Annotated in this window: 28 protein-coding genes and 3 pseudogenes; 20 read left to right on the top strand and 11 right to left on the bottom strand. The window is 50.7% G+C overall.

What is annotated here, in order from left to right; translation table 11 throughout:
- Positions 1-93: 93 nt before the first annotated feature.
- Positions 94-390 (bottom strand): hypothetical protein, encoded by a 297-nt coding sequence (locus tag Q7C21_RS03615; RefSeq protein ID WP_008924502.1) that lies wholly within the window; start codon positions 388-390, stop codon positions 94-96.
- Between the two features lie 401 nt (positions 391-791).
- Complete coding sequence (locus tag Q7C21_RS03610; protein WP_375150403.1) at positions 792-1697, bottom strand: LysR family transcriptional regulator; 906 nt, start codon at positions 1695-1697, stop codon at positions 792-794.
- Positions 1698-1795: 98 nt separating this feature from the next.
- On the opposite strand from Q7C21_RS03610, the gene Q7C21_RS03605 reads away from it, so the two are divergent.
- Together Q7C21_RS03605 and Q7C21_RS03600 are read left to right on the top strand one after the other, a co-directional pair.
- A complete protein-coding gene (locus Q7C21_RS03605) occupies positions 1796-2320 on the top strand; it encodes a GNAT family N-acetyltransferase (RefSeq protein WP_110411883.1) in 525 nt (174 codons plus the stop codon).
- Positions 2320-2583 carry a hypothetical protein gene (locus Q7C21_RS03600; protein ID WP_008924505.1) on the top strand — a complete coding sequence of 88 codons (264 nt, stop codon included), beginning with the start codon at positions 2320-2322 and terminating at the stop codon, positions 2581-2583. The genes Q7C21_RS03605 and Q7C21_RS03600 overlap by 1 nt, the downstream gene beginning before the upstream one ends.
- Positions 2584-2857: 274 nt before the next feature.
- Here Q7C21_RS03600 and Q7C21_RS03595 read toward each other — a convergent pair whose 3' ends face one another.
- Entirely contained in the window at positions 2858-3712 is an 855-nt protein-coding gene (locus tag Q7C21_RS03595; RefSeq protein WP_003854313.1) for a LysR family transcriptional regulator, read from the bottom strand.
- Here Q7C21_RS03595 and Q7C21_RS03590 point away from each other — a divergent pair.
- Positions 3712-4728 (top strand): DMT family transporter, encoded by a 1017-nt coding sequence (locus Q7C21_RS03590; RefSeq protein ID WP_375150402.1) that lies wholly within the window; start codon positions 3712-3714, stop codon positions 4726-4728. The genes Q7C21_RS03595 and Q7C21_RS03590 overlap by 1 nt on opposite strands.
- A gap of 307 nt (positions 4729-5035) precedes the next feature.
- On the opposite strand, the gene Q7C21_RS03585 is transcribed toward Q7C21_RS03590, so the two are convergent.
- A complete protein-coding gene (locus Q7C21_RS03585; protein WP_003854309.1) occupies positions 5036-5362 on the bottom strand; it encodes a helix-turn-helix domain-containing protein in 327 nt (108 codons plus the stop codon).
- A gap of 93 nt (positions 5363-5455) precedes the next feature.
- On the opposite strand from Q7C21_RS03585, the gene Q7C21_RS03580 reads away from it, so the two are divergent.
- The 3 genes and pseudogenes from Q7C21_RS03580 (at position 5456) to Q7C21_RS03570 (ending at position 7947) form a co-directional block, all read left to right on the top strand.
- Complete coding sequence (locus Q7C21_RS03580; protein ID WP_008924508.1) at positions 5456-6205, top strand: SDR family NAD(P)-dependent oxidoreductase; 750 nt, start codon at positions 5456-5458, stop codon at positions 6203-6205.
- Positions 6206-6497: 292 nt separating this feature from the next.
- Positions 6498-7238 (top strand): annotated as a pseudogene (locus Q7C21_RS03575) (SDR family oxidoreductase).
- 25 nt (positions 7239-7263) lie between these two features.
- A complete protein-coding gene (locus tag Q7C21_RS03570) occupies positions 7264-7947 on the top strand; it encodes an O-methyltransferase (protein WP_375150401.1) in 684 nt (227 codons plus the stop codon).
- Positions 7948-8114: 167 nt separating this feature from the next.
- Here the strand turns inward: Q7C21_RS03570 and Q7C21_RS03565 are convergent, their stop codons facing one another.
- On the bottom strand, positions 8115-8456 hold the full coding sequence (locus tag Q7C21_RS03565; protein ID WP_041456464.1) for a hypothetical protein: 342 nt from the start codon (positions 8454-8456) through the stop codon (positions 8115-8117).
- Between the two features lie 296 nt (positions 8457-8752).
- Here Q7C21_RS03565 and Q7C21_RS03560 point away from each other — a divergent pair, with 296 nt between their 5' ends.
- Positions 8753-9007, top strand: coding sequence for a hypothetical protein (locus Q7C21_RS03560; RefSeq protein ID WP_375150400.1), 255 nt, complete (start codon positions 8753-8755; stop codon positions 9005-9007).
- Positions 9008-9216: 209 nt separating this feature from the next.
- Positions 9217-9536: pseudogene (locus Q7C21_RS03555) on the top strand (cupin domain-containing protein); the annotation flags it as partial.
- A gap of 20 nt (positions 9537-9556) precedes the next feature.
- Here Q7C21_RS03555 and Q7C21_RS03550 read toward each other — a convergent pair.
- Positions 9557-10000 carry an acetyltransferase gene (locus Q7C21_RS03550; RefSeq protein ID WP_008924519.1) on the bottom strand — a complete coding sequence of 148 codons (444 nt, stop codon included), beginning with the start codon at positions 9998-10000 and terminating at the stop codon, positions 9557-9559.
- 116 nt (positions 10001-10116) lie between these two features.
- Here Q7C21_RS03550 and Q7C21_RS03545 point away from each other — a divergent pair, with 116 nt between their 5' ends.
- Together Q7C21_RS03545 and Q7C21_RS03540 are read left to right on the top strand one after the other, a co-directional pair.
- The gene (locus tag Q7C21_RS03545; RefSeq protein WP_375150399.1) at positions 10117-10338 is read left to right on the top strand and encodes a hypothetical protein; all 222 of its coding nucleotides are present in this window, start codon (positions 10117-10119) and stop codon (positions 10336-10338) included.
- A gap of 74 nt (positions 10339-10412) precedes the next feature.
- Complete coding sequence (locus Q7C21_RS03540) at positions 10413-11147, top strand: SDR family oxidoreductase (protein ID WP_110411984.1); 735 nt, start codon at positions 10413-10415, stop codon at positions 11145-11147.
- Between the two features lie 125 nt (positions 11148-11272).
- Here Q7C21_RS03540 and Q7C21_RS03535 read toward each other — a convergent pair whose 3' ends face one another.
- Positions 11273-11713 (bottom strand): GNAT family N-acetyltransferase, encoded by a 441-nt coding sequence (locus Q7C21_RS03535; RefSeq protein WP_008924520.1) that lies wholly within the window; start codon positions 11711-11713, stop codon positions 11273-11275.
- Between the two features lie 826 nt (positions 11714-12539).
- Here Q7C21_RS03535 and Q7C21_RS03530 point away from each other — a divergent pair.
- Positions 12540-13325: a transporter substrate-binding domain-containing protein gene (locus Q7C21_RS03530; RefSeq protein ID WP_039661687.1), complete on the top strand. Its 786-nt coding sequence runs from the start codon at positions 12540-12542 to the stop codon at positions 13323-13325.
- 135 nt (positions 13326-13460) lie between these two features.
- Here Q7C21_RS03530 and Q7C21_RS03525 read toward each other — a convergent pair.
- Positions 13461-13721, bottom strand: a pseudogene (locus Q7C21_RS03525) (tyrosine-type recombinase/integrase); the annotation flags it as partial.
- Positions 13722-14035: 314 nt separating this feature from the next.
- Between Q7C21_RS03525 and Q7C21_RS03520 the strand changes: the two are divergent.
- The 7 genes from Q7C21_RS03520 to hxlB all read left to right on the top strand — a co-directional run bounded on the left by Q7C21_RS03520 (position 14036) and on the right by hxlB (position 19651).
- A complete protein-coding gene (locus Q7C21_RS03520; RefSeq protein ID WP_008924523.1) occupies positions 14036-15007 on the top strand; it encodes a sugar-binding transcriptional regulator in 972 nt (323 codons plus the stop codon).
- Positions 15008-15502: 495 nt separating this feature from the next.
- The gene (gene gatA / locus Q7C21_RS03515) at positions 15503-15952 is read left to right on the top strand and encodes a PTS galactitol transporter subunit IIA (RefSeq protein WP_110411889.1); all 450 of its coding nucleotides are present in this window, start codon (positions 15503-15505) and stop codon (positions 15950-15952) included.
- 18 nt (positions 15953-15970) lie between these two features.
- The gene (locus Q7C21_RS03510) at positions 15971-16264 is read left to right on the top strand and encodes a PTS sugar transporter subunit IIB (RefSeq protein ID WP_008924525.1); all 294 of its coding nucleotides are present in this window, start codon (positions 15971-15973) and stop codon (positions 16262-16264) included.
- A 24-nt stretch (positions 16265-16288) separates the two neighbouring features.
- On the top strand, positions 16289-17542 hold the full coding sequence (locus tag Q7C21_RS03505) for a PTS transporter subunit IIC (protein ID WP_140034035.1): 1254 nt from the start codon (positions 16289-16291) through the stop codon (positions 17540-17542).
- A 25-nt stretch (positions 17543-17567) separates the two neighbouring features.
- Positions 17568-18212: a ribulose-phosphate 3-epimerase gene (gene rpe / locus Q7C21_RS03500; protein WP_039661679.1), complete on the top strand. Its 645-nt coding sequence runs from the start codon at positions 17568-17570 to the stop codon at positions 18210-18212.
- Positions 18213-18323: 111 nt separating this feature from the next.
- Entirely contained in the window at positions 18324-19076 is a 753-nt protein-coding gene (locus Q7C21_RS03495; protein WP_375150398.1) for an SDR family NAD(P)-dependent oxidoreductase, read from the top strand.
- Positions 19077-19090: 14 nt separating this feature from the next.
- Positions 19091-19651 carry a 6-phospho-3-hexuloisomerase gene (gene hxlB, locus Q7C21_RS03490; RefSeq protein WP_140034033.1) on the top strand — a complete coding sequence of 187 codons (561 nt, stop codon included), beginning with the start codon at positions 19091-19093 and terminating at the stop codon, positions 19649-19651.
- Positions 19652-19923: 272 nt separating this feature from the next.
- Here hxlB and Q7C21_RS03485 read toward each other — a convergent pair whose 3' ends face one another.
- Genes Q7C21_RS03485 through Q7C21_RS03475 form a run of 3 tightly spaced genes read right to left on the bottom strand, consistent with a single transcriptional unit; the run spans position 19924 to position 23047 of the window.
- A complete protein-coding gene (locus Q7C21_RS03485; protein WP_140034032.1) occupies positions 19924-21432 on the bottom strand; it encodes a sugar ABC transporter ATP-binding protein in 1509 nt (502 codons plus the stop codon).
- 21 nt (positions 21433-21453) lie between these two features.
- Positions 21454-22434 carry a substrate-binding domain-containing protein gene (locus tag Q7C21_RS03480; protein WP_110411892.1) on the bottom strand — a complete coding sequence of 327 codons (981 nt, stop codon included), beginning with the start codon at positions 22432-22434 and terminating at the stop codon, positions 21454-21456.
- Positions 22435-22468: 34 nt separating this feature from the next.
- Positions 22469-23047 (bottom strand): ABC transporter permease, encoded by a 579-nt coding sequence (locus Q7C21_RS03475; protein WP_375150397.1) that lies wholly within the window; start codon positions 23045-23047, stop codon positions 22469-22471.
- Between the two features lie 342 nt (positions 23048-23389).
- On the opposite strand from Q7C21_RS03475, the gene gorA reads away from it, so the two are divergent.
- Together gorA and Q7C21_RS03465 are read left to right on the top strand one after the other, a co-directional pair.
- Positions 23390-24745: a glutathione-disulfide reductase gene (gorA, locus tag Q7C21_RS03470; RefSeq protein WP_039661642.1), complete on the top strand. Its 1356-nt coding sequence runs from the start codon at positions 23390-23392 to the stop codon at positions 24743-24745.
- Positions 24746-24938: 193 nt separating this feature from the next.
- The gene (locus Q7C21_RS03465; protein ID WP_192377938.1) at positions 24939-25958 is read left to right on the top strand and encodes an alcohol dehydrogenase; all 1020 of its coding nucleotides are present in this window, start codon (positions 24939-24941) and stop codon (positions 25956-25958) included.
- The last annotated feature ends 211 nt before the right edge of the window (positions 25959-26169 follow it).

Raw genomic sequence — 26169 nt, 5'->3', positions numbered from 1 at the left:
ATCTGAGCCACGCCTTAAGGGCTGGTTGGTGGCTGCGTATTAATTTAAATGACTGAGACCGGAACACTCGTGCTGGTTCAGAACGTTACGAAGTCAGAAAAGCGATTCTTTAATGCTGATTTCATCCACGCGAAGGATTGAAGACATATCAAAGCCGTCCATGTCAGACATGAACTCCTTGCTGGTCATATATTTCTGATTTAAGGCTTCTATTTCGGCCCCTTCCTGATACGTCACTGTTGCAATGACCTGACATTCTTTCCCCAGATAAACATGATTGACATATATACCAAAGGCCGGAAGAGAGACCATGTGTCGGGGCCAGTGTCTGTGAAAATAAATTTCTGCTGACTGTCTGTCTTTGAGTGTATAGATTCTGACCTGCTTCATGATATCCGTCCCGCTGTGAGAGTTTCATTTAGAGGAAAGCCAAAGCATACCAACTCTGTTACTGAGTAATTAGCAAAAGACTGCATTTAGCCCTTAACCGACATTGTTCCCGCACGTGATGCAAACGCCATTCTTCGTTACATATCGAATGTCACTACTTACTTTCTAACAGACCCAGGCCATAAGACCCGAAACGCCGCTTCTGGCGGTTCGGCGAAGTTAAGCTGTCTGCCAGTTAGCGTAATCAGGCCAACGTCCCGGTATGCCGGAGAGCTTAAGGTGGCGGGAGATCTATTCTGACCGCCGCGGTGTGCCGGAAGAGGCCACCGGTGGCTTAAGCTGCAGGGATATTGTCTGGAGCAAACCAGCCGCCGCTGCCAGACAACTTTATCCGGAAATACTTAGCTGATTTCATCTTTTGCAAAACCAGCCTGTAGTCTTTTCAGTATGACACTCATGCCCCTGCTGACAATCCGATCCTCTCGCATTACTGTCCCCAGAGTTCGATGAAGCGAGGGCGTCACAGAGTAAAGACTCAGACCCTGCCTTTCATCAATATTTGCAACAGACATACGGGGAACGATGCTGTAGCCCAGACCGGAACGTACCATCTTTTTAATGGCCTCAATACTGCCAAGCTCCATCATGGGGCTGACAGTTAGCCCGGCATTATGAAACCATTCGTCGATCAAGGCGCGTGTCCCGCTCCCAGGTTCAAAAACAATCAGCGGCAGTGACAAAAGGGCATCGGGAGACAGCGGTTTCACGCTCTGATCTGGTGCATCCTTTTCCATGATCACAACAAACTCATCAGTGCCCAGCGGGCTTACTCTCAGGCATTTGCCGTTAGCTGGAAGTGTTACAAGCCCAATACCTATACGATTCTCCTCCACGCTCCGGACAATATCGGAAGTATTGCCCGTGCGGACGTCTACTTTTAGCAGAGGATGTGCCTGTCGCAGCTGCTGCAGTACGGGAGGCAGAAGATGAATACAGGCCGTTGCCCCCATGCCGACAGTAACGGTGCCGGTTATGTCGTCTGAGTGCAGAGACACTGACTCAATGGCTGTATTGATTACTGAATCAATTTTTATACAGTGCTCAGAAAAAGTCAGCCCCGCTGGAGTGGGTCTTATTCCCCGGCTGGTTCGCTCAATCAGGCGGACCTGGAGTGTCTGCTCCAGCTGTCTTATCTGCAGGCTGACAGCAGGTTGTGAGAGTCCGAGAGCGTCTGCTGCGCCAGAGAAACTGCCCCGGCTGATGACCATCCTGAAAGTCGTAAGGTGATCCAGGTTCAGGTTTGCCATGTCAAAGTTTTCCTTATACCGCTGATAAGTCCCGCAGTCTGACTGAAATTATTTACCCGGGTTAGTCTTTGTTTCTCAGAAGAAAAAGAGCCTTACCGATGGAAATAACAGAAGCAGATAAAAAACATATTCCTGCTATCCAGCAGATTTATGCTTACCACGTATTACAGGGCACCGCTACTTTTGAAACCGAACCGCCGGATGCAGCTGAAATAGCAGCCCGACTGGAAAAGGTGCGTTCAGCAGGACTGCCCTGGTTTGTGGCGGTTGAGGACGGACAGGTCCGGGGGTATTGCTACCTCTCCTTTTACAGGGAACGTCGCGCCTACCGTTTTACCCTGGAAGATTCCGTCTATATGGATGTCAATTATCAGGGACGAGGCACCGGTAAAATGTTGTTATCCCATGCGATAGCCTGGGCAGAAGCCCGTGGCTTTCGCCAGCTCGTAGCCGTGGTGGGAAATAGCGAAAACAGGGGCTCTCTTGCTCTGCATAGTGCCGCAGGCTTCAGCATCACCGGCACACTCCGGTCGGTAGGATTTAAGCATGGGCGCTGGCTCGATACGGTCATTCTGCAGCGCACGCTCGGACAGGGCGACGCCACGCCTGCGGAGAGCAATTGATGACAGACGGACATCTGACCGGGCGCAATATTTTCTGCGTTGGTATGGCACAGCTTATCAACTGGGGAATTACGTTCTACATGCCCGGCGTTTTCGGAACCGCCATCATGGCAGAGACGGGCTGGTCTCCGGTGGTGACTTTCTCTGGCCTTACCGTTGCCATGCTGGTCATGGGGCTGGTTTCGCCGCTGACAGGTTATGTCATGGCTCGGACCGGCGGACGATTAATGATGATGGCAGGGACCGTTGCTGAAAGTTTCTGATGCAGCCTGCGGAAATTGATGTTCTGGAGGTATCTGCGTCAATTAAAGTCTGACTTGCGAGGGCTGCAACTGCAGCCTTATTTCAGGAGCGGACATTACTTATGTATAAAATCCAACATAACAGAGCATTTTTATGTTACAGGGACATATCAGCGATATTTGCCAAAGACTAATCGATAACTGGAGAAAAGAAACAGGAGTGCTTTTTACAAGGAAATCTTTCACACAGTAATGATGAGATAAGAACATCTGATTGCATCATGTTATTAGCCATTTAAAGCCGGAATGATTGATGAAGCGCTTTTGAAAGCAGATCTACAGCTTCGTCCCCATATGATTGGGCGCTTCGTATGAACACGATATTATGGTCAGGAATAGTAGGCATATTCTCAAGAATAACCATGTGGCCTGATACCTTTCCCCGATCCATTAAACTTACGGCCAGTCCTGCTTCGACACATGCCTGGACCGCCTTACTTGAATGGCTCTCCAGCACGATGCGCGAACGTCGACCTGAAGCTTTGAGCGAGGCGGTAATAGCCTTACGATAAATACATGGCGCTGCGTAGACAGCCAGAGGCAAGGGGGTTTCAAGCGCCACAGTATTGTTCAGAGGACCTACCCAGACGGGCGTGGTTGACATTAACAACTGCGCATTGGGACTGGTTTTTTCTTTAGGCTGGACGACCACTGCCGCATCCAGTTTTCCTCGATCTATCCACTCTTCAAGCTCGTTACTGGGCCCCATTTTCAACTCCATTACAACGTTCGGCCACGCCGCACTAAATGGAGGAAGTATCTCCCGGATAACCTGAGCAGCATACTCATCAGGCATGCCAAGGATGATTCGCCCGGTGAGATTCGCCCCATGAAGGTCAGCCAGTATCTGATCGTGCGAGCGCAGGAGCTCTGCTGTTGAGCGCAGAAGCTTTTTCCCTAGTGCAGTCAGCATTACGGACTGATTATCGCGTTGTAGTAACTGCCCACCTGCAACGACCTCCAGACGCTGAATGTGAATGCTCACTGCCGCAGGACTCTTATGGAGGAGTTTAGCTGCAGCGCTGAATTTTCCTGTTCGTACGACAGCATGAAAAGTGCGAAGTAGCTCGATAGAAAGCGTTGTGGTCAATGTTTACCTTCTTTAAACCAGTTGTACATATCATTTTGATTTACCAGATTACACCCATCTATTACCTTTTTGGAATGAGCAAAATAAATCAATTTCAAAGAAAAAAGTCGTTAAGCCTTAACTGGCTTTATACCATTCCTTTGCCCCTGCTTGAGGTTGCCTTACTGTTTTCCTGGAGTTCAGGTTTTATCGGCGCACGCTTTTCAATTAATTATGCCCCGGCATTACTGGTCGTGTTCTGGCGCTATGTTTTGTTAACGCTGCTCCTCTTACCCTTCGTGTACCGACCCCTGTTAAAAACACCTCCCAGAGTGCTAATGATAAATGCCGGAATTGGCCTGCTGGCCATGGTCGGATATATGATCGGTGTGACCCAGGGGATTGCATTGGGTGTCCCGGCGGGACTCGCAGCCCTGTGTGCTGATCTGCTTCCGTTGGGAATGACGCTGGTGGCGACAGCATTTTTGGGGGAACGGTTAGCCACCCAGGTCTGGCTTGGGCTGCTCATAGGACTGCTCGGCGTGATATGGGTGACCCATAATGTGCTCAATTTTGGCAACGCCCCACTCTGGGCTTATGGTTTGCCGGTGGCGGGTATGCTGTCGCTTGCAGTGGCAACGCTTTGGCAGAAACGCAGTAATGATTCACAGTCAATGGATCTCTTGCCCAATCTCTGGCTCCAGTGTTTCGTCGCGGTAATTGCCTTTGCTGTAATTGGAGGCATTAACGGTGGCCTGGCGCCTATCCCCACATTGGGATTCACGCTCAGCGTCTTATGGACGGCGACTCTGCCAACTTTTGGTGGCTACGGTCTCTACTGGATTTGTCTACGCCGGAGCTCAGCAACCCGTGTTACCACCGTGCTTTACCTCAGTCCACCTGTCACTATGATTTGGGCATGGGCTATGTTCAATGAGCCCCTTTCCTGGCAGATGGCTTTCGGTATGGCGGTTTCTTCTGTCGGGATCTGGATGGTCATACGTGGTGAGGCAGCAGATAAAAACCCTCCCTCATAAGCACCCATTTTAATACAATTTGCTAATTATCCGGGAGTAACGCTTTGTGGGGTCATGAGAACATGGATCTGTGACCTGCTTTCCAAAGATTTATACATCGCGATATCTGCAATGTCCGATTCTCGCTCATAGCGGACCTCAGCTCAGTTAGCTTGTCCGCTTTGTGCCAGATGCGTATATCTATCAACGGGGAGCAGGTCAATCTTGCTGTTAAAATCAGCAATCACCTCATCCCTATCGATTGCCATTCTCTCCATTGAATATTATCTGGTTTCAGACACGCACCCTATGCCTGTCAGGCATCCCTTTACTGCTGTTCTTCAGCCTGGTGGCGAAAGCGGTTAGCGTTTCCCCATTCGCAAAGAGGTTGTAACGCCTGCGCCAGCGAACGACCAAACTCAGTGATGCTGTATTCAACCTTAGGCGGCACCTCCTGGAAATCATGTCTTACCAGAATGCCGTCCTCTGTTAAATTTTTGAGTTGCTGGATCAGCACTTTTTCACTGATACCTTCAACGAGTCGTTTGAGTTCTCCAAAACGACGCGGACCAAACTGAAGATGGAATAACATAACGGGTTTCCATTTACCGCCAATATAACGAAAGGCCACATCAAGGCCGCAGATCGGCTCCATAACTTTTTCCTTATACATACCTTTAGGTAGGTACTGTTACATAAGAAGGTATAGCGTTACTATCTTTTTTTACTTCGCAATTGGGACAAAAACATGGGCAAACTGACAGGAAAAGTTGTGGTTATTACTGGCGCTAACAGTGGCATCGGACTGGCATCGGCGAAGCGTTTTGCCGCGGAGGGCGCGCAGCTCTTTATGACGGGACGTCGTGCAGCCGAACTCGAACAAGCTGTTCTGGAAGTGGGCCATAATGCGGTGGGGATACCCAGCGACATCTCTAAAATGCAGGATCTTGAGGCATTTTTTCAGGAAGTTCAGCGGCAGGCCGGGCATATTGACGTACTTTTCGCCAACGCTGGCGGCGGAGATTTCGCCGCTTTGGCGGATGTTACTGAAGCGCATTATTACCGAATTTTTGACACCAATGTTAAAGGCACACTTTTTACCGTACAGAAAGCGCTGCCTTTACTGAAAGAGGGAGCTTCAGTCATACTGACCGGTTCTACCAGTGCCACGACCGGCGTGCCGGCATTTAGCGTTTACAGCGCCAGCAAAGCTGCCGTGCGCAATTTTGCACGGGCATGGATCCTTGAGCTGGCACCGAAAAAGATTCGGGTTAATATTCTGGTGCCAGGCGCAACCTCGACTCCAGGCTGGCATGGTCTTTCACCTGACGAGACATTCAACAGTGAAATGATCCGTGCGGTTGAATCCACCACGCCGCTGGGCCGGCTGGCTGACCCCGCAGAAGTGGCCGCTGCGGCACTGTTCCTGGCATCGGATGACAGCAGTTTCGTTAACGGAAGCGAACTGTTTGTTGACGGTGGCTCAGCGCAAATCTAGTGATTATCTACGCTTAATAAGGCTTTACAGAGGTTCGGTTTCTCCGGGCTTCTGTATCTAAAAGAATATCAGACCCTCTGTGGTGCTCAGCTTCTGATACACCTTCTTTTAGCAAGGTCCGTTCTTCGCTCTTAGCAGACGTTCATCTGACTCAGTCCGCTTTGTGCCAGAAGCGGTCGTACAAGCATCAATCCAGTCGTTCCCATGGTTGCGTGATGAAACAGATGACGAATAGTATTTTTTTTTTACGTAAGGTAAATGCTGATTCTGCAGCCAGGTAACGGAAGTAAACATGGGAAGATTTCAGGGTAAACGTATACTGATCACGGGCGGCACCAGTGGCATGGGGCTGGCAGGCGCTCAGCGTATTGTTACTGAAGGTGGCCACGTAGCCATTACGGGGCTTAATGACGAAAGGCTGGAATGTGCACGCAGCTTGCTTCCTGTGACATCGCTTATTCTGAAAAGCGATGCTGCAAGCGAAACTGACATCAACGGACTGGGGGAAGCTATCAGCGGCTGGGGTTCACTTGATGGATTATGGCTTAATGCCGGCTATGCAGAGGTAGGCTCTCCGGAATCTGTAACGGCAGATTCTTTCAATCGTATGATGAACGCTAATGTGCGCGGTCCGATGCTACAGCTGGCAGCTCTCTCCAAATCACTTAATTCAGGTGCATCCGTTCTGGTGACATCATCCTCATCTGTATATTAAGGAGCGGCGATGACAAGCCTGTATGCAGCGACGAAAGCCGCAATTATCGCTATGTTCAAAAGCTGGGCATCTGCGTTTGCTGAACGCGGTATCCGCGCCAACACGTTGGTACCAGGTCCGATTGAAACTAACTTCAGGCACTTTATGCCAGAAGAGTCTCGTCAGCAGTTTGAAGATTTTGTGGTAAGCCAGGTTCCTTTGGGTCGTGCAGGAACAGCAGAAGAGGCCGCTGCAGTTGCACTTTTCCTCCTGTCCGATGACGCATCTTATGTTACCGGCAGCCAGTATGCTGTAAATGGCGGACTGGTTCATTACTGAAGTTTTTTAAGGAGAGTAAATTCATATGCGCATTCCGGATTACCCTTCACAAGATTCTGATAAATGGGCTCAGGTAGATGCCTGGTTTTCTGAAAAGCTAGCCTCTGAAGATTCAGATTTAAAATACACTCTCGCTAATAACTCAGATCGAGGTTTGCCTACGCATGACGTATCCTCTTTGCAGGGAAAAATGCTGGCTATTTTCATGCAAATGTCACGTGCTGTTCGGGTTCTTGAAATAGGAACGCTTGGGGGGTATAGCACCATATGGATGGCCAAAGCTCTCCCACCACATGGAAGCATCACGACAATTGAATTCAACGAGCATCATGCAGAAGTGGCCAGCCAGAACATTAATAAAGCGGGGCTGGCTGAGCGCGTCACGTTGCACAGGGGAGCTGCGCTTGAGGTCTTACCCACGCTTGATGCTCCTTTTGACCTGATTTTTATCGATGCCGATAAAGTGAATAACCCCCACTACCTTGAATGGGCTATCAGACTGTCGAAACCAGGCACTGTTATCGTAGGAGATAACACAGTGCGCGGTGGCAATGTCATTGACTCCACGAGTGAGGATCCTAACGTTTTGGGCCTGCGAAAATTTGTCGGGATGATTTCTGAGGATGAACGCCTTGAAGCGACGGCAGTTCAGACTGTTGGTGAAAAAGGATGGGATGGTTTCGTTATAGCTATCGTTAAAACCCTATGATGGTATTCAGGAAAACGCACTGACCTCAAATGTTCATTCACTGTTTCTGAACGATAAATAAAAACTGTACTGTTTATGGTGTCTAAAAGTTATATACAAAACGTTCGCTTTTCTCTCATAACGAACATTGTTTGTTGCACATGTCCGCTTTGTGTCAAAAGCGGACGTTAATGAGCAGAAGGAGGGTCATACTCCCATTCAGATGGGTTGCTGTAAATACTACCATCTTCATCCATTACCTTGGCATTCAGGCAACCTGCGATCTCTAACATCTTTCTGTATAACTGAGTATCTGGCCATTTCGTATATAAATTACCGTCACTCCATTCAAGCCATGCTTCATCATACGATGAAGCACCTGACCACAAAGCATGATAGTCACCATTTTTAAGATCCCTCGTTAATTCATTGTCGCTATCAATGAGGGAAAGCCACTCCTCAGGAGTTATTTGCGCTTCTTCATTTTCAGCCCAAAAGTCAGCTCGTGTTATATAGAACTCTACGCCCATGATCTCTCCATTAACGAATCAAACACGTTTTTGCTTAACCGCTTAGCTTACAAATTTACACAGGCACTATTTCAATCGAGTCACAACTTAGCATTTGCACACGATTATGTCCGCTTTTCGCTCATAGCGGACCTTGCCACTCGTGCATGTCCGCTTTGTGCCAGAAGCGGACGTTTACACAACCTCAATAAGCTCAAACTCTTCAAAAATGAGTTTCAATTCTCAGGAAAAGTGAAAAATATAATTTTTTATGCTCTGATGACTGTTGGCTACAGCCATTAAAAAAGGAGATCAGCATGCCTGTTTTTGTCTTTTTCAAAAGGAATTATCATATACATGTGCTTGAAAAAAATGATAACGAAGGCGCATCGTCCTTAATTGAGAAAGGATTTGAAAAGCAATTTGAAGAAATCCAGTCACCTAACCAAGAAAAGGCTTTGAAACGCTTCTTGGATATTCGAAAAGATGAAACCGCTCTTGAATATGCTTTTTATTACGGTTCTGTGCTGGAAGGATTAGGTATACCGGGTGATTTCCCTAAAACTCATTGACGCTAAATTGGCCTGATGTCCATTAATTACTATGCGACTATGTTAACAGGCCTTCTTCTGTTGCACAGCAACTGCGAGTGTCCGCTTTTCTCTCATAGCGGACATTGATCTCTGCATCAGTCCGCTTTGTGCCAAAAGCGGACGTTAAGGTTGCCAGCTCATACCTTAGCGCCACAGGTGCGTATATGGTTAGTTTCAATTATCAGCATCAGCATCAACATTGGACGGATGAGCAGTCAGGCATCATCCGCTGGTCTTTGTCTCTTGCGGGGGCATGCCCGGAATTGATCAAAGTTGAAATTCCTGCGATGGGTGAGCTGACGATACCCGCTTCTGCAAATGAGCATCTTTCCGGGCAAACGTTTGGATGCTGAATGGCTACCTTGATTTTCATGTCAATCATCAGACACATCATCTACATGCCGGTGACTGTATAGCCCCTACCTTTGCAAGCGAGTACCGAATGAGCAATCCGGATAATGAGCAGAGCTGCTCTTACATCGTGGCTTTTAGCCAAAAAAATCAATAATAGTTTCTGTGTCACAATTGTTACATCTTATTAGCCATTCTTAAACGCAAAAGGGGGTATGGCCTTCCCTGATTATCCCGCTCGGAACGCCCTGATACCTGAAACCCCATATGTTGATAAAATCCGACGGCCTGCTGGTTTTGTTCATTTACATCGATGCTTAACTCTGGATGCAGCGCCAGAGCATGTAAGATCAACCTTTTTCCGACGCCAAGTCCGCGAGCAGAGGCAGCTACAAAAAGTGCCTCCAAATGGCCCTCATGCAAAAACATAAATCCAAATAGTTGGTCATCATGATTTGTTGCAACCCATACAGGAGTTTCTGAGAAAAAACCGACAACTTCTTTTTCGATTTCTTGTCTGTCATGAGCTGTCAGAAAGTCGTGGGTAGCATCCACCGAACTCTTCCAGATTTGTATGATTTCTGACGCTTCAGATGGTCGTGACATTCTGATATCCAACATTTTTCAACCATAAAGTGAGCTTTATTTTGAGTAATAACCTACGAAACTAGCTCACTTAAATTTACTAAGGTGAAATAAAATTCACAATAGTAGTTTAATTTCTATGACTTATCATCGTGATGAGAAGTGCTAATACGCTGGTTAGTACGATTCCCTTTATCATCATCAACGACAATGCTCCTAAGCTTTTTCACATCGAACTTCCGCTTCTCGCTCTTAGCGGACCTGGCAGCATGTATGTCCGCTTTGTGCCAGAAGCGAGCGTTGCTAATCCCCTGACACACGCCAAACAGTTTGCAGTGCAGCTTATTTCTGTTCCTCATGTAAAAGAGCATTAACTGAAAGATGTCAATTAACTTCCTCATGTATATCTACATCCACACATAGTCATCAGGAAAAGGGATGAATGAAGATGCTGAGAGGTAAAAGAGCTGTTATTACCGGTGGTGGCGGGGGATTTGGCCAGGCGTTGTGCGTGTGGCTGGCACGAGAGGGCGTCGAGGTGGATTTTTGTGCACGGCGGGCTGAAGATATTCAAAAAACCTGCAGCATCATCACTGCTGAAAGCGGCATTGCAAAAGGATATATCTGTGATTTAACCCGGCCTGAATCCCTTTCTCAGTTTTCTTCACAGCTGTTAATTTCAGACAAGCCTATAGACATTTTAATCCTGAATGCAGCTCAGTGGTTGTCAGGGAGATTAGACGATCAGCCCGACACAGAAATTATCAATACCGTTAGTTCAGGTCTGACAGGTTCGATTCTACTGACTCAGGCTCTGCTGCCCGGGTTAAGACGTTCAGACAATGCTGATATCGTCTCAATTATATCTTCATGTGGGATCCCGAATTTTACGGATTCAATTGCGCATCCTGCTTTTTTCGCCAGCAAACATGGGCTTAGCGGGTTTATCACCAAACTGTCACAACAGTTGTCCGAAGAAAACATACGTGTGACCGGGTTGTATCCACCGGATTTCGAACTTACAGGATTAGATACGCTTGTCGACAGTGAATTCAGAATGGGGGAACGTCTGATGAATGGGCGCTCAGTCTGGGAAACAATACGTTTTGTGCTGACTCAGCCACGTAGTTGTCATATAAGCAGTATCTACTTTCAAGGTCCAACTCGCGAAGACCTGGGATAAGAGTGGCTAAAAGCCAATAGAGTTAAACAAACATTCATACTTCCGCTCTTCGCTCATAGCGGACCTCACTATGCTGACATATCTGCGCTATGCCTGATGAGGCACTTAAAGAGAGCCGTATAAGGTCAACTACCACGTTGTTTCTCTAATCGAATATAAGCGCCATCTAACGTTGTCATATTACCCCAGCCAAGGTGCAGGTAGAATTTAGCCGCACGGCTGTTTTTATCGGTTTCCAGCCAGGCAACTTCGTGATGTTTGAACAACGCCTGTTCCGCAATCTCTGTAAGTCTGCGACCAATGCCTCTGCCTTCATAATCAGGAAGGACAAAGAGACCAAAAAGAGAGCCTTTTTCCCTTAAAATCATCGAAAAGCCCACTGCTTTATCATTATCTGTCGCAACCCATGCGCAACGACTCTCTTCGATCATATTGCTCACGGTACTTTCGGTTATGCCCATCTCCTGCATCTCTTCACGGCTCAGGTGATTTTCGACAACAGACGTTCTGATAGTAAAAATACTTTCAACATCAGATAATTGAGCTGGTCTTATATTGATATTCATTAGTCTTATTCCACATATAAAATCGATAAATTTTGAGAGTGATATAATCCTGTCCTTTACAGAAGCATAGAACCTTGGGCGAGCTCAATACCGCACGTCATGTCCGCTTCTCGCTCATAGCGGACTTTACATCAAGTTAGTCCGCTTTATGCCAAAAGCGGACGTTGCCTGCATCATGGCATGTTAGTTTTCGGGGAGCAGGTCACTTTCTTTCTTCACTGCTTATGTGCAGTAACGTTTCTGCCGGTTGATTGAGTTCCGTATCGCTCGGGGAACTGTCATCTGCACGTAATAGGCGCATGCCATTTATGCACAAATTGACAGGCGATAAGGCGAGGCATCATTTGCCAGCAGAAGACATGTTACTGGAGAGGGGGATCGGGGTTGTTATGAAAAAGAATGTACAGGGTTCAGGGCCTGCAATAGCTGAGTGCATCCGCGATAGCAGCTCCCTTCGGACGCTTTTATGAATGCCACTTGATGAAACTGAGTTGGTGGTCCGTATTATTGTGCGCATAACCAGCCTGTTTTCAACCGGGATACAGCCAGTCGTTACCCGGCATTTTTTCTTAGCAGCAATCCTGAATATTCTGCGTCTCGGGGTGCAGCCTGTCCTCCGCGGTGGTATGGGATAACGGCTTGTGTTTCCTGAATGGAGCTCATTTTCCTGGTACAGCTGACCCGCCGGCCGGATATACGGCCTGATACTGGAGGTATAAGGCGCAACAGCAGGACTAATCTGCGCAGCATCAGTGCTACGCCGTTCACATGGTGTCTGCAGGATAAATCATTTTCCTGACACAAAAGAAAAGCGAGAGACATTACCATGCATAAGAAAACAGGCCTGCTGACGGCCATCATCATATTTGTGAGCTTTCCGGCAGCCTCCGCCGTCCGTGACGCTCTTCGCATCGGGGCCGACCTGACTAATCCCCCGTTTCAGTACAGGGACAAGAACGGGGAGCCGGGGGGGTTTGAAATTGACGTCACGAAGGCTGTATGTAAATCCGTTAACGTCAGATGCATCTATGTCGTCAATACTTTCGATGCACAAATTCCGGCGCTGCTGGCCAGAAAAGTGGATGTGATACTGCCACTCGGCGTCACCAGGAAAAGACAGGACGCTATCGACTTCAGCCGTTACGTATTTCATTTACCAACCCGTCTGGTAGCCAGAAAGGAAATTCATCTTCTGCCTGAGACGCAAAGCCTTAGGGGAAAAAATATTGCCGTACAGCAGGGCAGCATTCAGGAAGCGTATGCCGATAAATACTGGCGGCCTGCAGGTGTGTTTGTAAAAAACTATCCTGACCTTGAGGCTATATACGAGGACCTTTATGCCGGCCGGGTGGAGGGGGCCCTGGTACCTTCCGTTGCGCTGACATATGGCTTTCTTCGGACGCCCCAGGGCATTGATTTTGAACTGAAAGGGCCGGAAGTGACGGATGCGGATCTGTTCAGCAGGGGATCTGCTTACGGCATCCGTCAGGGTGACAGCAGCACGAAGCGGCTGCTCAATAAGGGTCTCGAAAACATTATCCGCAACGGCACCTATTCCGTCCTGCAGAAACGCTATTTCGACAATCAGGATTTGAGTGTAAAAAATCCATAGAAGCTGCTCCCTGAAAATATGCCGCTGCCGTAAAGCAAAAATAACCTGTGGCCGCGCAGGATAAGTACCTGATACTCCTGTGCGTACAAAGCCATAACTGCTTTGAACTGAACCCGCCCGGCTAATGACCACTTCTCAGATTGTTTTTATGAGCATTGCTACCGCCTCATTGCCCGGCATATGAAACTGCTCCCGGTGCCGGGCCACCAAGTCGAGCGCAAACACCTTTGTATAGACCTCGGTGGACTTCATGCTCTTATGAACCATCAGATTCTGCAGCGCTTTCAGCGGAATGCCCGCAAAGAGCATGTGCAAGGCGTAGCTGTGGCGGAAAGTATGCGGCGTCAGCGGCACGGAAAACGTGACTCCGTCACCAGCGGCTGCGCTGGCGGCCTGTACGGAGTCCTTTAACAGCGACATGAACGATAGCAGATCGCCCGGCCTGGTAACGGATCTGCCTGGCTTTCGGTTTCATGCTGGTCTCCGCGCCCGCCTTTCGCAGGACTATGCGTATATCAAGCGTCGCTGTATGACGACAAAGAACATCTCACCACGCCGGTCACAGTTTGCGTGCCAGCAGTCACACTGTAGGAAAATGCACAGCACATCAGATACCATATGAGCGCATAAAACGATACTCTTCTGAATAAAATGCAGGGATGTCAGGTTATCCTGAATGAGATTTACTTTTGACTAAAACGGAATTCGCTATGCCTAAACGTATCAAGAACAGCCGCTGGTCCGGTTACGATCCCCGCTACATCTATTCGCTCGTTGTGCGGCGTTATTTCGTGGAAATGAAAACGAAAACAGAAATTGCTGAGGAGCTGGAGATTTCGCGGTTCAAGGCTGCCCGTCTGATTGATGAGGCGATTCAGCAGGAGTATGTGAAGTTTCTGTTTCCGAAGCAGCAGATGCTGGATGAGGAAATTGCGCACAGTCTCTGCCAGAAATACGGCCTGCAGAACGCGGTTGTGCTTTCGGTATCTGAATCCTGGGCAAGTCAGGAGCAGCTCAATGAGAAGCTGGGTGGCATTACGGCCAGTTATCTCAGCAACTACCTCACCGCAGGAATGACGGTCGGCATTGCCTGGGGACGGGTATTATCCAGCACTGTGAACCAACTGACCAGCCTGCCGGCGCTGGATGTTGTGCAGCTGTCAGGTGTGCATCCCGGTATAGAATTCAGCCAGGGACCGATTGATCTCATCCACAGGCTGTCGACCATCTCGCAGGGAAAGGCGCATCCTATGTATGTTCCAATGTGGGTGGATGATGAAAGCCTGGCAGAAAAGCTGGCCAGCGATCCGGCCGTGATGGACACCCAGCAGTATTATTCCCGGCTGGATGTCGTGATCACGGGCATTGGTGCCTGGAAAACGGGATCGTCAAGCCTGTGTGATATTTTTCCGGAAGAATGGCAGGCGCCACTTTTCCGGGATGATATTGCGGCTGACGTCTGCATAACGCTCGTTAACAGCAAAGGAGAGATCCTTGACAGTCCGATGAGCCGGCTGGGGTTCGGGATTTCAACAGAGCAGCTGCGTAATACCAAAACCGTGATTGGCGTAGCAGGAGGAGAGCAGAAATATGAAGGCATCGTGGCGTCGCTAAAATCTGGCCTGCTTGATGTGCTGATCACGGATTTTGATACGGCAGTGAAGCTCGCTAACGCCTCATGATTACGACTTAACCGGCTTTCATTGAGGGCGCCGCAGGCGCCCTGGTCATGCTTTTCCATTACGCCGCGTCATTTCCCCCTTTATCCTCATCATCCGGGCGCTTCCTGCAACGCCAACTTTTTTGCCCTGCCGTTTGCCCGATGACCTCACGGATTCATTTTCATTCTGACGGCCCGCGGTATGCCACGCGTGCTGAACGGCGTGACGGCCTGTTCTATCTGCAGTAATTGCACTACCGGAGTGCAGACCTCTACTTCTGACACACATTATATTTAACTATCTGTTTTTAAATAAATAAGAATAATTTTTAAGGCAATCTTATAACTTTATTTTGCTCATATGAGATTTTTTTATTTTGCTCTTTTGTGGTTTATTGTGATCGGCCTTTGAATTTTGCGCTCTGCACGTTTTTGCGTGACGGCGTTGTGCTATAAATTGCTCATATGATTTAAATTTATCGCTCATGTGAGCAATGGCGTGATGCGGGGAGGTATAATGACGACAGTAGCGGTAGACGTGGCAGACGGCGCGGCGTTCAGAAATTACGACGAGGTGCTGCAGCATATTCATCAGCGCCAGCATGCAGAAGGGACAGTAAAAGCGTCGTATCTGGACGCGCTGCGTGAGCGTGAGGCCATGTATCCGACAGGTATTCTGCTGGAAGGTTATTCAGTGGCAATCCCGCACTGTGACAGCAGTCATGCCCGCAGGCCGTCCATTTACATTATCCGCCTGCCTGAATCTGTTGAGGTTCATCAGGCTGATGGCGATGACAGACTGCCTGTCAGACTGGTTATCAATCTGGTCGTGACCGAACCTGCGGATCAGCTGCAGCTGCTCAGGGCCCTGTTTAATAATCTGCAGGATGGGGAGTTTTACCAGCAGTTGCTGGAGCTGCCGTCCGGAAAGGCGAAAGCGTTATTTATTTCAAAAATTATGCAATAACAACCCCGGAGAAAAATGATGATTAATATTCTTGTAGCCTGCGGAAGTGGGGTGGCCACGTCAACCCTGGCGGCCGACGAGGTTAAATCTGTGTGTGCTGAATATGGTATTTCTCAGTACAAAATTAACAAATGCAGCATGTCAGAGCTCCCCTCTGAATTACAGCATGCCGATATTGTTTTAACCACAAATAATTATAAAGGCGAAATCGGTAAGCCCCACATGAGCGTGGCAGGTTTTATCACCGGAATTAATGAAAGTACCTTACGCAAAAAACTGGGTGAATTGTTAACTGAGCTTGCAGGGAAATAATAACAGCATACCGAGGGTGTCAGGATGGAAACGTTAAAACATATAATGCTGACAATAACAGGCATGGGCGCAACCGCTATCCTGCCGCTTGTCATCTTTATTCTGGGCCTGGTTTTCCGGATGAAAGTGGGTGCCGCCATTAAATCAGGTATAACCGTAGGTATCGGTTTTATAGGTTTAGGCTTAGTCGTCAATCTTCTGAGCACCTCCCTGCAGCCGGCTATTGCGTATTATTCGAAAATCGGAAGCGGTTTTACCGTGGCTGACATCGGCTGGCCTGCCGTGGGCGCGGCGGCCTGGGTGGCACCGTTTGCTGCGCTGGTCGTGCCGGTCGGTATCATTCTGAACCTGCTTCTGGTCCGGCTTAAGCTGACCCGGACCCTGAACGTCGATATCTGGAACTACATGCATTTCCTGGTTCCGGGCGCGCTGGCGTACTTTGTATTCGACAGTTTCATGATCGGTTTTGGCGTGGCAGTGGCACTCAGCGTTATGGCACTGTTCATCGGCGATCTGATTGCCCCCCGCTGGCAGAAATATTATGGCCTGGAAGGCACAACCTGTACCACCGTGATCCATACAGGCTGGACGCTGCCCTTTGCGCTTATAGTCAATAAAATCATCGACCTTATTCCGGGCCTGAACAGAATAGATCTGGATCTGGAGGGCGTGCAGAAACGACTGGGCGTTTTCGGTGAACCCGCGATTATTGGCGTCATTGTCGGCTGTCTGCTGGGGCTTCTCACGAAACAGCCGGTGACTACCGTAGTGCCTATGGCGATGGGCGTGGCCGCCGTAATGGTCCTGCTGCCCAAGGTGGTTGGCGTCCTGATGGAAGGCCTGTCGCCGATTGGCAAAAGCGCCAAAGAAATCATGCAGCGACAGATGGGGAAGGATGCTGAGCTGAACATCGGTATGGACTGTGCATTGGCACTAGGCGATCCGGCAACCGTCACCGTTACCGTCATTACCATCCCGCTGACCATGCTCTGTGCACTGGTTCTGCCGGGGATCATGATTTTCCCCATCGGTGTTCTGATGTCAATTATCTATATGACGACCATGACTGTTATGGCCTGCAAAGGGAACGTCGTGCGTTCAGTTATCACAACCCTGCTCTTCACTATCGTCGTGATGTATCTCGGCGGGTATGTGGCGCCGGGCGCGACCCGGTTCCTTCATGGGGCAGGTGTGGGCTTACAGGGTCAGGGAACCGACTTTGTATTAACCGGCCCCTGGGAAGTCCTGACGTACTGGCTGAGCACGGTATTCCATTGATCCCAAGAGATGAGGTTCGCTTACCATGGCACAGATTTTACCTTCAATTTTCGGTGCAAACATCCTACGCCTGGAGGATGAGATCCGGTTTTTAGAAGAAGAAAATACAGAAATACTGCACGTTGATTTAATGGACGGCACATACGTAAGTAATATCGCGTTCGGGCCTAACCAGATCACGGCGATGAAAAAAGCCAGCAGGATGAAGTTTGACGTCCATATGATGCTGGCCGATCCGGAAAAGCATATTGATGCCGTGATCGGTACCGGCGCGGAAATGATTTCCGTGCATTATGAATCAACGCCACACGTACATTATATTCTGCAGAAGATCCGTAAAGCCGGTCGAAAAGCGGGAGTGGTCATTAATCCAGGCACACCTGAAGGTGTGCTGAGCTATCTGCTGGACGACATTGATTACATCCTTATTATGACGATTAATCCGGGCCAGCCGGGGCAGACTTTTATCGAAAAAAGCCTGGAGAAAATCAGTAACACCCGAAAAATGATTGCGCAACGGAATATTCAGATTGAGGTCGATGGCGGCATTAATCTGACCCTTGCGAGTAAAGTTAAGGAAGCCGGGGCTGATTTAATCGTGGTTGGCGGGGCGTTATTTAACGAGGACCCTGCATCAAGCTACCGGGAATTAAAAACTGCCATGCTCTGAAAGCGAAGTTTCTGTTAACAGGGCACCGACATATTAATTAACAGCATTCATATTATCCGGGCTGGGTGAGCGTCTTCTCCCGCCCAGGCGAGGTTTCAGGAGAAAAGACTGATGAGTAATTTTAAAGGGAAAGTCGTGCTAATCACGGGTGGCGCACACGGGATCGGTAAAGGCATCGCAAAACAGTTTGCCGCGCGCGGAGCGCATACGGTCATCGCCGACTACAACGACATTAACGGCCGTCAGACTGCCGAAGAACTGACATCGGAAAACGTGACGTCGCTGTTCATCAAAACGGATGTAGCCGATCCTCAGGCGATGGTGGATGCGCGTAATACCGTTTTCGCCACGTTTGGCCGTATCGATATTCTGGTCCTGAATGCAGGCGTCGCATTTGCCAATAAAGTCAGCGATATTACATTCGAGGAGTGGAATAAAACGCTTTCCATTAACCTGAGCGGTTTATTTAATACGGTTAAAGCGTTTTATAATGACTTTCTGACTAACCAGGGTGCCATTGTCTATATCTCATCGGGATCAGCATTGTCCGGAACCGGCGGCGGCGTGAGTTATCCGGCAAGTAAAGCCGGCGGTGAAGGCCTTATACGCGGCCTGGCGAAAGAACTTGGCCCCCGAGGCGTTAACGTTAATGCCATTGCGCCACGCCTGATCGACACTGGCGAAATGATGCGTGTTAACTACCCTAAGCAGGCCGATCTGGACGCCGTGCTGGAGAAAATTCCGGTCCGTCGCCTGGGTACCGTTGATGACGTGGCGAATCTGGCCGTTTTTCTGGCAGATAAGTCGAACTCTTACATTCAGGGTCAGACCATCCTTATGGATGGCGGCCGTACGGTAGCCTGACGGGAGGATAGGGCATGGGCGTTCAGGAAAACACGATCAGCATTCTCAGGGAGCTGGAGCGCAATGCACAGGATATCGATAACGGGCAGGCGTTGCAGCTCATTGACCGGATCCGCAGCGCAAACCACATTTTTCTGCAGGGAGCCGGACGCAGCGGAATAGCCATACGGGCATTCGCTAATCGTCTGATGCACCTGGGGTTATCGGTAAGCGTTGTGGGGGAAATTTCCGCTCCGCATTCACGCCCGGGTGACCTGTTGATCATTGGTTCCGGCAGCGGTGAAACGGTAAGTCTTAGAAGTCTTGCGCAGACGGCCACAGAAAGAGGCGTTGAGGTTGCGCTGGTTACCCTGAAAAAAGAGTCGACGATTGGTCAGTTGGCCGGATGCGTACTGGTCTTGCCAGGTACCGTGAAAACGGGACATGCCAATCAGGCGGGGCAGTTTTCACAGCCGATGGGGTCGGCCTTTGAACAGCTCTGCTTCATCACTTATGACGCCATCGTACTTGAGCTGATGAAGCAGAGGGGAGAAACCAGCGAAACGATGTTTGAACGGCACGCTGATTTTGAGTAATAGCCCAGAGCGCTTCCCCGGAAGCGCTCATTTGTTTATGACATCCCTGAAAAAGAGATAATCTGCCAGAAGTATCGCTCCTGGAGGGTATCTGGAACCGTTGTCAGGCAGGGAGTATCAGTAACATGAACGGATGTGATACTGCCCAAAAGCCCACTTACTGCCGTCAGTGCTTTGAGGCAGGCCCCTGCCTGGGTTATGTGGCAGGGGCCTGGTGTAACGCTAAGAAAGGTGTGTTGAACGCCAGGCTGGCAGCCGTTTACCGTAGCAGGTTAAGCAGCCGTTTCTGACTGTTCCCAGGCGGCTTTACGCAGGTCCGCAGGTTTAAGATCACGCGCGGGCACGATCACACCATCGCACCTGCCGTGGCGGAACACCGTAATGTTATCGGCCACGTCCAGTAGCTCCTCTTCCTCGCTTGAGACCACAATGACGCAGCAACCTCTGTCCGCCAGCTGATGGATAATGCGGTAGATATCGGCTTTGGCTCCGATATCAACCCCCTTGGTCGGCTCATCCAGCAGTACCAGGTTAGCATTCTGGGCAATCACCCGGGCGAGCAGCACCTTCTGCTGATTTCCACCGGAGAGGGACTTAATCGGCCCATCCAGCGAACCTAGCGTATTCATTTTACTCAGCAGCGCCGCCGCCGCCTGGCGGGCGGCGCCGTGGCTGACGAAGCCACCGGCACGAAATTTTTTCAGGACAGGCAGAGTGGCATTGGCATAGCTCGACATCTGAGGAATAAAGCCGTCTTTTTTACGTTCCTCGGTGAGGTAGGCAATCCCCTGTGCAATGGCCCTGGCGGGGGAGGTGGGGTGATAAACTTTATGCCCCAGACGTATTTCACCGCCGGTTACGGTTTCAAGCCCAAACAGCGTCTGGCACAGGCGCGTCCGGCCGGCACCGGCCAGTCCGTAAATCCCCAGGATCTCGCCGCGATAGGCCTCAAGATTTACCCCCTTAAGGCGGTCGGTCTGCAGATTACTTACGGTAAGCCAGGGTTTGCCCAGCGCCCCCCGGATCAGGCCGCGGCTGTTAGCCGCCGCCTGATAGGCATTCGCGTCGCCGACAATAGCGTCGATAATGGCGCTTTTGCTCAGCGTTGCTTTACCTTCGTTATAGATCACGCGGCCACCGCACATTACGGTTGCTTCATCACAGACGCCAAGCACCTCGTCTAACTTGTGAGAAACCAGCACGACTCCAATCTGCTTTTCACGCGCGATGCGCTGTACCGCCTGCAGTAACGCCTCTGCCTGCGCACCTTCCAGTGCGGTCGTGGGTTCATCGAGAAACAGAAACCGCGCCTCACGATCGAGGTTAGACACCACTTCCAGCATCTGCTTGTCAGGATGTGACAGGTTTCTCACCAGCTCAGTCGCGCTGAAGCTCAGGTGATACTCTCTCAGCACGCTTTCGGTATGCGCGATCATGCTGTCGTCATCAATAAAACCGTTTCCTTTCCGCCGCTCACGCCCGAGGAAAAGGTTCTGCCAGACACTCATGCCGGGAATGAGCCGGAGTTCCTGATAGACACAGGCGATACCACTGTTCAGTGCATCGCGGGGTGAGGCCAGATGAACCGGTTCATCCCCGATAGTCAGCTCCCCGCTGTCCGGCGAGTTCACACCGGCCAGTATTTTGAGCAACGTAGACTTACCTGCGCCATTATGGCCAAAAAGGCCATGGATCTCGCCAGGTCTGACGCTGAAATCCACGCCGTGAAGGACCTGAACCCCCGAAAACCCTATTTTTACCTGCTTCGCCACATAATTCATTTTTCTTCACCTTTTACCGGATCAGTACGCTGAGCCCATCACGGAAGCCGCATTATCTTTGGTGACCAGCAGTGGCGGATTATTGATCATGGCAGGAACCTGCTCACCGCTCAGGCTTTTCCGGGCATTTTCGACCAGCAGTTGAGCCAGTTTAACTGGCTCCTGAATTGCACCGGCTTTCAGGATGCTGTTGTCCTGAACGGCTTTAACACCCTCCTTATCCACAAACGCATACAGCTTCACCCTGTTACTGACCCCCAGCTGCTGAATAGCCGCCAGCGATCCCAGAGCGGAAGGTTCAGTATCTGAGTACACCACATCAATTTCCGGCCTCCCCTGAAGCATCTCGGTCGTCACCTTAAGGGAGGTTGTTTCTTCGACCTTGCCATTAACCAGGGCAACAAACTTAATATTTTTGTTGGAGGCTACGGCTTCTTTGAAGCCTTCGTCGCGCGCGTTCGCGGCAATGGAGGTAGGTTCTCCCACAATACCCACCGTGGCCGGGCTGTTTTCACCGATATCTTTCAGCAACTGCTGACCTATCAGCCTGCCGCCTTCCCGCTGATCGGTCTGCACTCCCTGAACCAGGACCACGCCCTGTTGCTTCAGCCCTGCGGGGTCGGGAAGGATATTCACGGCAAACGCCGGTATTTTTGCCTGATTAAGCTGGCTGATGATGGAAACGCAGGGTCCGGAGGAGACACAATTCACCGCCACCGCATCCACTTTCTGTTCAATGAAGTTCTGAACCTGCGACAGTTGTTTAGCGTCGTCGTTATCCGCAATCGAAATTTTTACGTTCATACCCTGGGCAGCCGCACTGTCTTCAAAGCTTTTTTTCATGGCCACGTAATAAGGATTGGTAAGATTAGGCAGCGTCACGCCCAGCGTTTTTTTGCCGGGGCCGGCTGTTGATTCTGCATCATCGCGGTTACAGCCTGACAGCAGGCAGGACAGGGCAACGACCGCTGCGCAGGCGGATAAGGTGGTACGGATTTTCATGGTCATCTCCGGAAAAGGTGTAGGGCAGAGAGCATTATTGTTGTGTCTTTCGGGGTTTCCTGACCTTTAGCCAGGGGATAGCAATTTTTTTCGAGGTCCGTAGCGTGTCAAAGGTGACGCCGAACAGGATGATCAGCCCGATAACCAGCGGCTGCCAGTAGGCGCTGACGTTCAGCACGTTCATCAGGTTCGATATGGCGGCAATCAGCATGGCGCCAATCATCGCGCCGATGATACTCCCTGTGCCGCCAAACAGGCTGACACCCCCGACGACGGCCCCCGCAATGGAGAAGAACAGTTCATCGCCGCGGCCTGCTGTCGGATATCCGGTCATCAGACGCGATCCGTATATCAGCCCGCCACAGGCGGCGCAGAGTCCGGAAATTGCATAAACCAGCAGTGTGATGCGCGGAATGCTGATGCCGGATAAACGTGCTGCATCCGCATTGCCGCCAACTGCATAGATATGGGTGCCGGTGATGGTTCGCCGTAGAAAAATGACGCCAATCACGATGGCCAGCAGCAGCGCAATGACCGGGAACGGTATCCCGGCACGGTCACGGTGGACTACCAGTGAGGAAAACCTGAAGTTGTTATGCCGGGCGCAGCTCATCCGGTTGTTTGGAGAGAAAGCCGGGGAGCCCGTTGCTGAATACTTAAAGGACTGGGCAGATGACCCCTTTACCGCCACGGAAAAAGATTTACTCATTCAGGCCGGACATACGGTTCCAGCTGCTTACCCTGACCACGGAGCGTGGGCGGACTGCCTGCGCGGAATAGGCAGTGAATGGTCAGCGCAGTTTCCGGGATACCTTGCAGGTGCAGTTGAGGCCTCTCTGGAGGGCGTCAGGCAGGTGCAGCAGAAACTCGTAAGAAAGAACTGAATATCTACGGCCGGGGGCGTGAATCAGCACGCGCCGGCTTCCCGTTTCTGAAGGCTGGCTGGAGAATATCTATGACCCGACATTTTGATTACATTGCAATTGGCGGCGGCAGCGCCGGAATCGCCTCCGTTAATCGCGCGGCTGCGCATGGAAAAAAATGTGCCCTTATTGAGAAGGGGCCCATCGGCGGAACCTGCGTAAACGTGGGATGTGTGCCAAAAAAAGTGATGTGGTATGCCGCACAGGTGGCAGAAACCATCCGCACTTACAGTTCCGGCTATGGCTTCAGCGTGTCGGGGTGTGAATTTGACTGGGCTACGCTGGTGAAAAACCGCAGTGAGTACATTGAGCGCATTCACGGTTCCTATGATGCGGTGCTCAGCAGGAACGCGGTTGAAGTCATTCAGGGAACAGCCCGCTTTATCGGCCCCCGCAGTATTGAGGTCAATGGCGAAACGCTGACGGCCGATCATATTCTTATCGCCACCGGCGGGCACCCCGTTCGTCCTTCTGTATCCGGCGCAGAGCTGGGAATTGATTCGGATGGTTTCTTTGAACTGAGCGCACAGCCCCGTAGGGCAGCCGTCATCGGCGCGGGTTATATTGCCGTTGAGCTCGCGGGCGTGCTGCATTCTCTCGGTACGGAAACACATCTTCTGGTTCGCGGTGATAAACCTCTGCGCCATTTTGATCCTCTGCTCGGGGATACCCTGGCTGCCATGATGGATGAATCAGGGCTTCGCCTCCACCGTCAGGCCATTACCACGTCTCTGTCAGAAGAGCCGGATGGTTCTGTGGCGGTGGTCACGGCTTCAGGGGAAAAAATTGTAGTGGATGTCGTGATCTGGGCAACCGGCCGTAAACCCAATACATCCGGCTTAAACATTCAGGCAGCAGGGGTGGCGCTCAGTGATGAAGGTTACGTCACTGTGGATAAATATCAGAACACCTCTGCGGAAGGCATCTATGCCGTTGGTGATATTACCGGTCAGCTTGAACTCACGCCGGTTGCCGTTGCCGCCGGTCGTCGCCTGGCTGAGCGCCTGTTCAACAACAGGCCGGATGAGCATCTGGATTACCAGAATGTCCCCACTGTCGTATTCAGCCACCCACCTGTCGGCACTGTCGGTCTTACTGAACCCCAGGCCCGTGAAAAATTCGGCGACCAGAACGTTAAAATTTACAGTGCGTCATTTACCGCGATGTTCACTGCAGTAACGTCCCACCGTCAGGCGACAAAGATGAAACTGGTGTGCGCCGGGCCCGATGAGAAGGTTGTGGGTATTCACGGCATCGGAGAAGGTATGGACGAAATCCTTCAGGGCTTTGCTGTGGCACTCAAAATGGGCGCGACCAAACGAGATCTGGACAATACCGTGGCAATTCATCCCACCGCTGCCGAAGAGTTCGTCACGATGAAAGGCTGAAAAGCCTGAGCGGAAGAACCGGCCGGCATTATCAGACTTAAGGAGCGATAGGCCCGGCGCATGGGCACAGCGAGCGATATTGCCTCTGCCCAAATCTGAAATCAGATTCCCGCGTACCGGCAGCACCACTGCAAAAATGCTGCTCGTCCGACAGCCCTTAAATACTTTTTTATATCAAACAGTGGGATGAAAAATGAATACATTCAAGGCAATGCAGATTACCGAGCCAGGCAGAATGGAACTGGTAGAGCGCCCAGTGCCGGTGCCTGGTTATGGCGAGGTTCTTCTGAAGGTCGAAGCCTGTGGCATCTGCGGGGCGGATTCCGGCGCAGTTGAGGGGCTTGAAAAGAATACGACTTATCCGCGCATTCCAGGCCATGAAGTGGTGGGGCGCATACTCTCTCTGGGGCAGGGCGTTCCCTCGTACCTTTCTGTAGGGCAGCGGGTCGGTGTAGGGCGCCTGGGGGGATACTGCGGCGAATGCGAGCAGTGCCGGCAGGGTCAGTTTGTGCTTTGCACTGATCAGCCTGTCACCGGCAGCTCCTGCGATGGCGGCTATGCGGAAATAATGCTGGCGCGTGCCACGGGGCTGGTTCTCATTCCCGACGATCTGCTCTCTGCAGAGGCGGCTCCGCTGCTCTGTGCAGGGATTGCCACTTTCAACGCGCTGACCAAATCAGGCGCCCGGCCGGGTGATACAGTCGTTATTCAGGGTATCGGTGGTCTGGGGCATCTGGCCATACAGTATGCACAAAAAATGGGCTACAAAGTTATCGCGGTAGGACGCGGAAGTGATATCAGGCAGGATGCCCTTAACCTGGGGGCTCATCAGTACATTGATACGCTACAGTCAGACCCCGTTGCAGAAATTAAAAAGGCTGGCGGCGCGCAGGTTATCCTGACGACTATTACTAACAGCGAGGCCGCTTCCGGGCTGGTGAAAGCACTCGCACCACAGGGTAAATTTATGGTTGTGGGTGCCGGCAGCTCCCCGCTTTTGATCATGCCCGGAGCAATGGTCGGAAACGAGTTAAGGCTGGAGGGCTCTCTTACCGGCACACCTTACGAAACAGAACGTGCCCTTAAATTCAGTCTGCTGACCAGCGTACGTGCACAGATTGAAACGGCACCGCTGGCTGAGGCTGAAAGTGCTTATCAGCGCATGCGTTCGGGGGACGTGAAGTTTCGCATGGTGCTGAGAATGGATCTTTAACGTTTACGAAGACTGTCTCAGTCTGGCCGAACCAGCCCGGGCAGGCAACAGGGCTGGGCGGCTCAGTGCCCGCGTGATGAGTCAGGGGGCCGGCAGGTTCTTCCGCCCGGTTTTCCGTCATGCCAGCGGTCCGCTATCTGACTGCCAGCTGAAAGGAGCAGCCTGCACCTCATTCAGACAGACGTCCGCGTGCCCTGTATCCGCTTTATCA

The organism is Pantoea sp. ANP04, from assembly GCF_041982285.1.
GTDB lineage: Bacteria > Pseudomonadota > Gammaproteobacteria > Enterobacterales > Enterobacteriaceae > Pantoea > Pantoea eucalypti.
The sequence above is the reverse complement of the archived record's forward strand: the minus strand, read 5'-3'. Positions and strand labels throughout refer to the sequence as shown.

What these genes read in the sequence shown, in the direction of transcription:
- Q7C21_RS03615 (WP_008924502.1), bottom strand. Translation starts at nt 390, where the DNA reads ATGAAGCAGGTCAGAATCTATACACTCAAAGACAGACAGTCAGCAGAA.
- Q7C21_RS03610 (WP_375150403.1), bottom strand. Translation starts at nt 1,697, where the DNA reads ATGGCAAACCTGAACCTGGATCACCTTACGACTTTCAGGATGGTCATC.
- Q7C21_RS03605 (WP_110411883.1), top strand. Translation starts at nt 1,796, where the DNA reads ATGGAAATAACAGAAGCAGATAAAAAACATATTCCTGCTATCCAGCAG.
- Q7C21_RS03600 (WP_008924505.1), top strand. Translation starts at nt 2,320, where the DNA reads ATGACAGACGGACATCTGACCGGGCGCAATATTTTCTGCGTTGGTATG.
- Q7C21_RS03590 (WP_375150402.1), top strand. Translation starts at nt 3,712, where the DNA reads ATGTTTACCTTCTTTAAACCAGTTGTACATATCATTTTGATTTACCAG.
- Q7C21_RS03585 (WP_003854309.1), bottom strand. Translation starts at nt 5,362, where the DNA reads ATGGAGCCGATCTGCGGCCTTGATGTGGCCTTTCGTTATATTGGCGGT.
- Q7C21_RS03580 (WP_008924508.1), top strand. Translation starts at nt 5,456, where the DNA reads ATGGGCAAACTGACAGGAAAAGTTGTGGTTATTACTGGCGCTAACAGT.
- Q7C21_RS03570 (WP_375150401.1), top strand. Translation starts at nt 7,264, where the DNA reads ATGCGCATTCCGGATTACCCTTCACAAGATTCTGATAAATGGGCTCAG.
- Q7C21_RS03565 (WP_041456464.1), bottom strand. Translation starts at nt 8,456, where the DNA reads ATGGGCGTAGAGTTCTATATAACACGAGCTGACTTTTGGGCTGAAAAT.
- Q7C21_RS03560 (WP_375150400.1), top strand. Translation starts at nt 8,753, where the DNA reads ATGCCTGTTTTTGTCTTTTTCAAAAGGAATTATCATATACATGTGCTT.
- Q7C21_RS03550 (WP_008924519.1), bottom strand. Translation starts at nt 10,000, where the DNA reads ATGTTGGATATCAGAATGTCACGACCATCTGAAGCGTCAGAAATCATA.
- Q7C21_RS03540 (WP_110411984.1), top strand. Translation starts at nt 10,413, where the DNA reads ATGCTGAGAGGTAAAAGAGCTGTTATTACCGGTGGTGGCGGGGGATTT.
- Q7C21_RS03535 (WP_008924520.1), bottom strand. Translation starts at nt 11,713, where the DNA reads ATGAATATCAATATAAGACCAGCTCAATTATCTGATGTTGAAAGTATT.
- Q7C21_RS03530 (WP_039661687.1), top strand. Translation starts at nt 12,540, where the DNA reads ATGCATAAGAAAACAGGCCTGCTGACGGCCATCATCATATTTGTGAGC.
- Q7C21_RS03520 (WP_008924523.1), top strand. Translation starts at nt 14,036, where the DNA reads ATGCCTAAACGTATCAAGAACAGCCGCTGGTCCGGTTACGATCCCCGC.
- gatA (WP_110411889.1), top strand. Translation starts at nt 15,503, where the DNA reads ATGACGACAGTAGCGGTAGACGTGGCAGACGGCGCGGCGTTCAGAAAT.
- Q7C21_RS03510 (WP_008924525.1), top strand. Translation starts at nt 15,971, where the DNA reads ATGATTAATATTCTTGTAGCCTGCGGAAGTGGGGTGGCCACGTCAACC.
- Q7C21_RS03505 (WP_140034035.1), top strand. Translation starts at nt 16,289, where the DNA reads ATGGAAACGTTAAAACATATAATGCTGACAATAACAGGCATGGGCGCA.
- rpe (WP_039661679.1), top strand. Translation starts at nt 17,568, where the DNA reads ATGGCACAGATTTTACCTTCAATTTTCGGTGCAAACATCCTACGCCTG.
- Q7C21_RS03495 (WP_375150398.1), top strand. Translation starts at nt 18,324, where the DNA reads ATGAGTAATTTTAAAGGGAAAGTCGTGCTAATCACGGGTGGCGCACAC.
- hxlB (WP_140034033.1), top strand. Translation starts at nt 19,091, where the DNA reads ATGGGCGTTCAGGAAAACACGATCAGCATTCTCAGGGAGCTGGAGCGC.
- Q7C21_RS03485 (WP_140034032.1), bottom strand. Translation starts at nt 21,432, where the DNA reads ATGAATTATGTGGCGAAGCAGGTAAAAATAGGGTTTTCGGGGGTTCAG.
- Q7C21_RS03480 (WP_110411892.1), bottom strand. Translation starts at nt 22,434, where the DNA reads ATGAAAATCCGTACCACCTTATCCGCCTGCGCAGCGGTCGTTGCCCTG.
- Q7C21_RS03475 (WP_375150397.1), bottom strand. Translation starts at nt 23,047, where the DNA reads ATGAGCTGCGCCCGGCATAACAACTTCAGGTTTTCCTCACTGGTAGTC.
- gorA (WP_039661642.1), top strand. Translation starts at nt 23,390, where the DNA reads ATGACCCGACATTTTGATTACATTGCAATTGGCGGCGGCAGCGCCGGA.
- Q7C21_RS03465 (WP_192377938.1), top strand. Translation starts at nt 24,939, where the DNA reads ATGAATACATTCAAGGCAATGCAGATTACCGAGCCAGGCAGAATGGAA.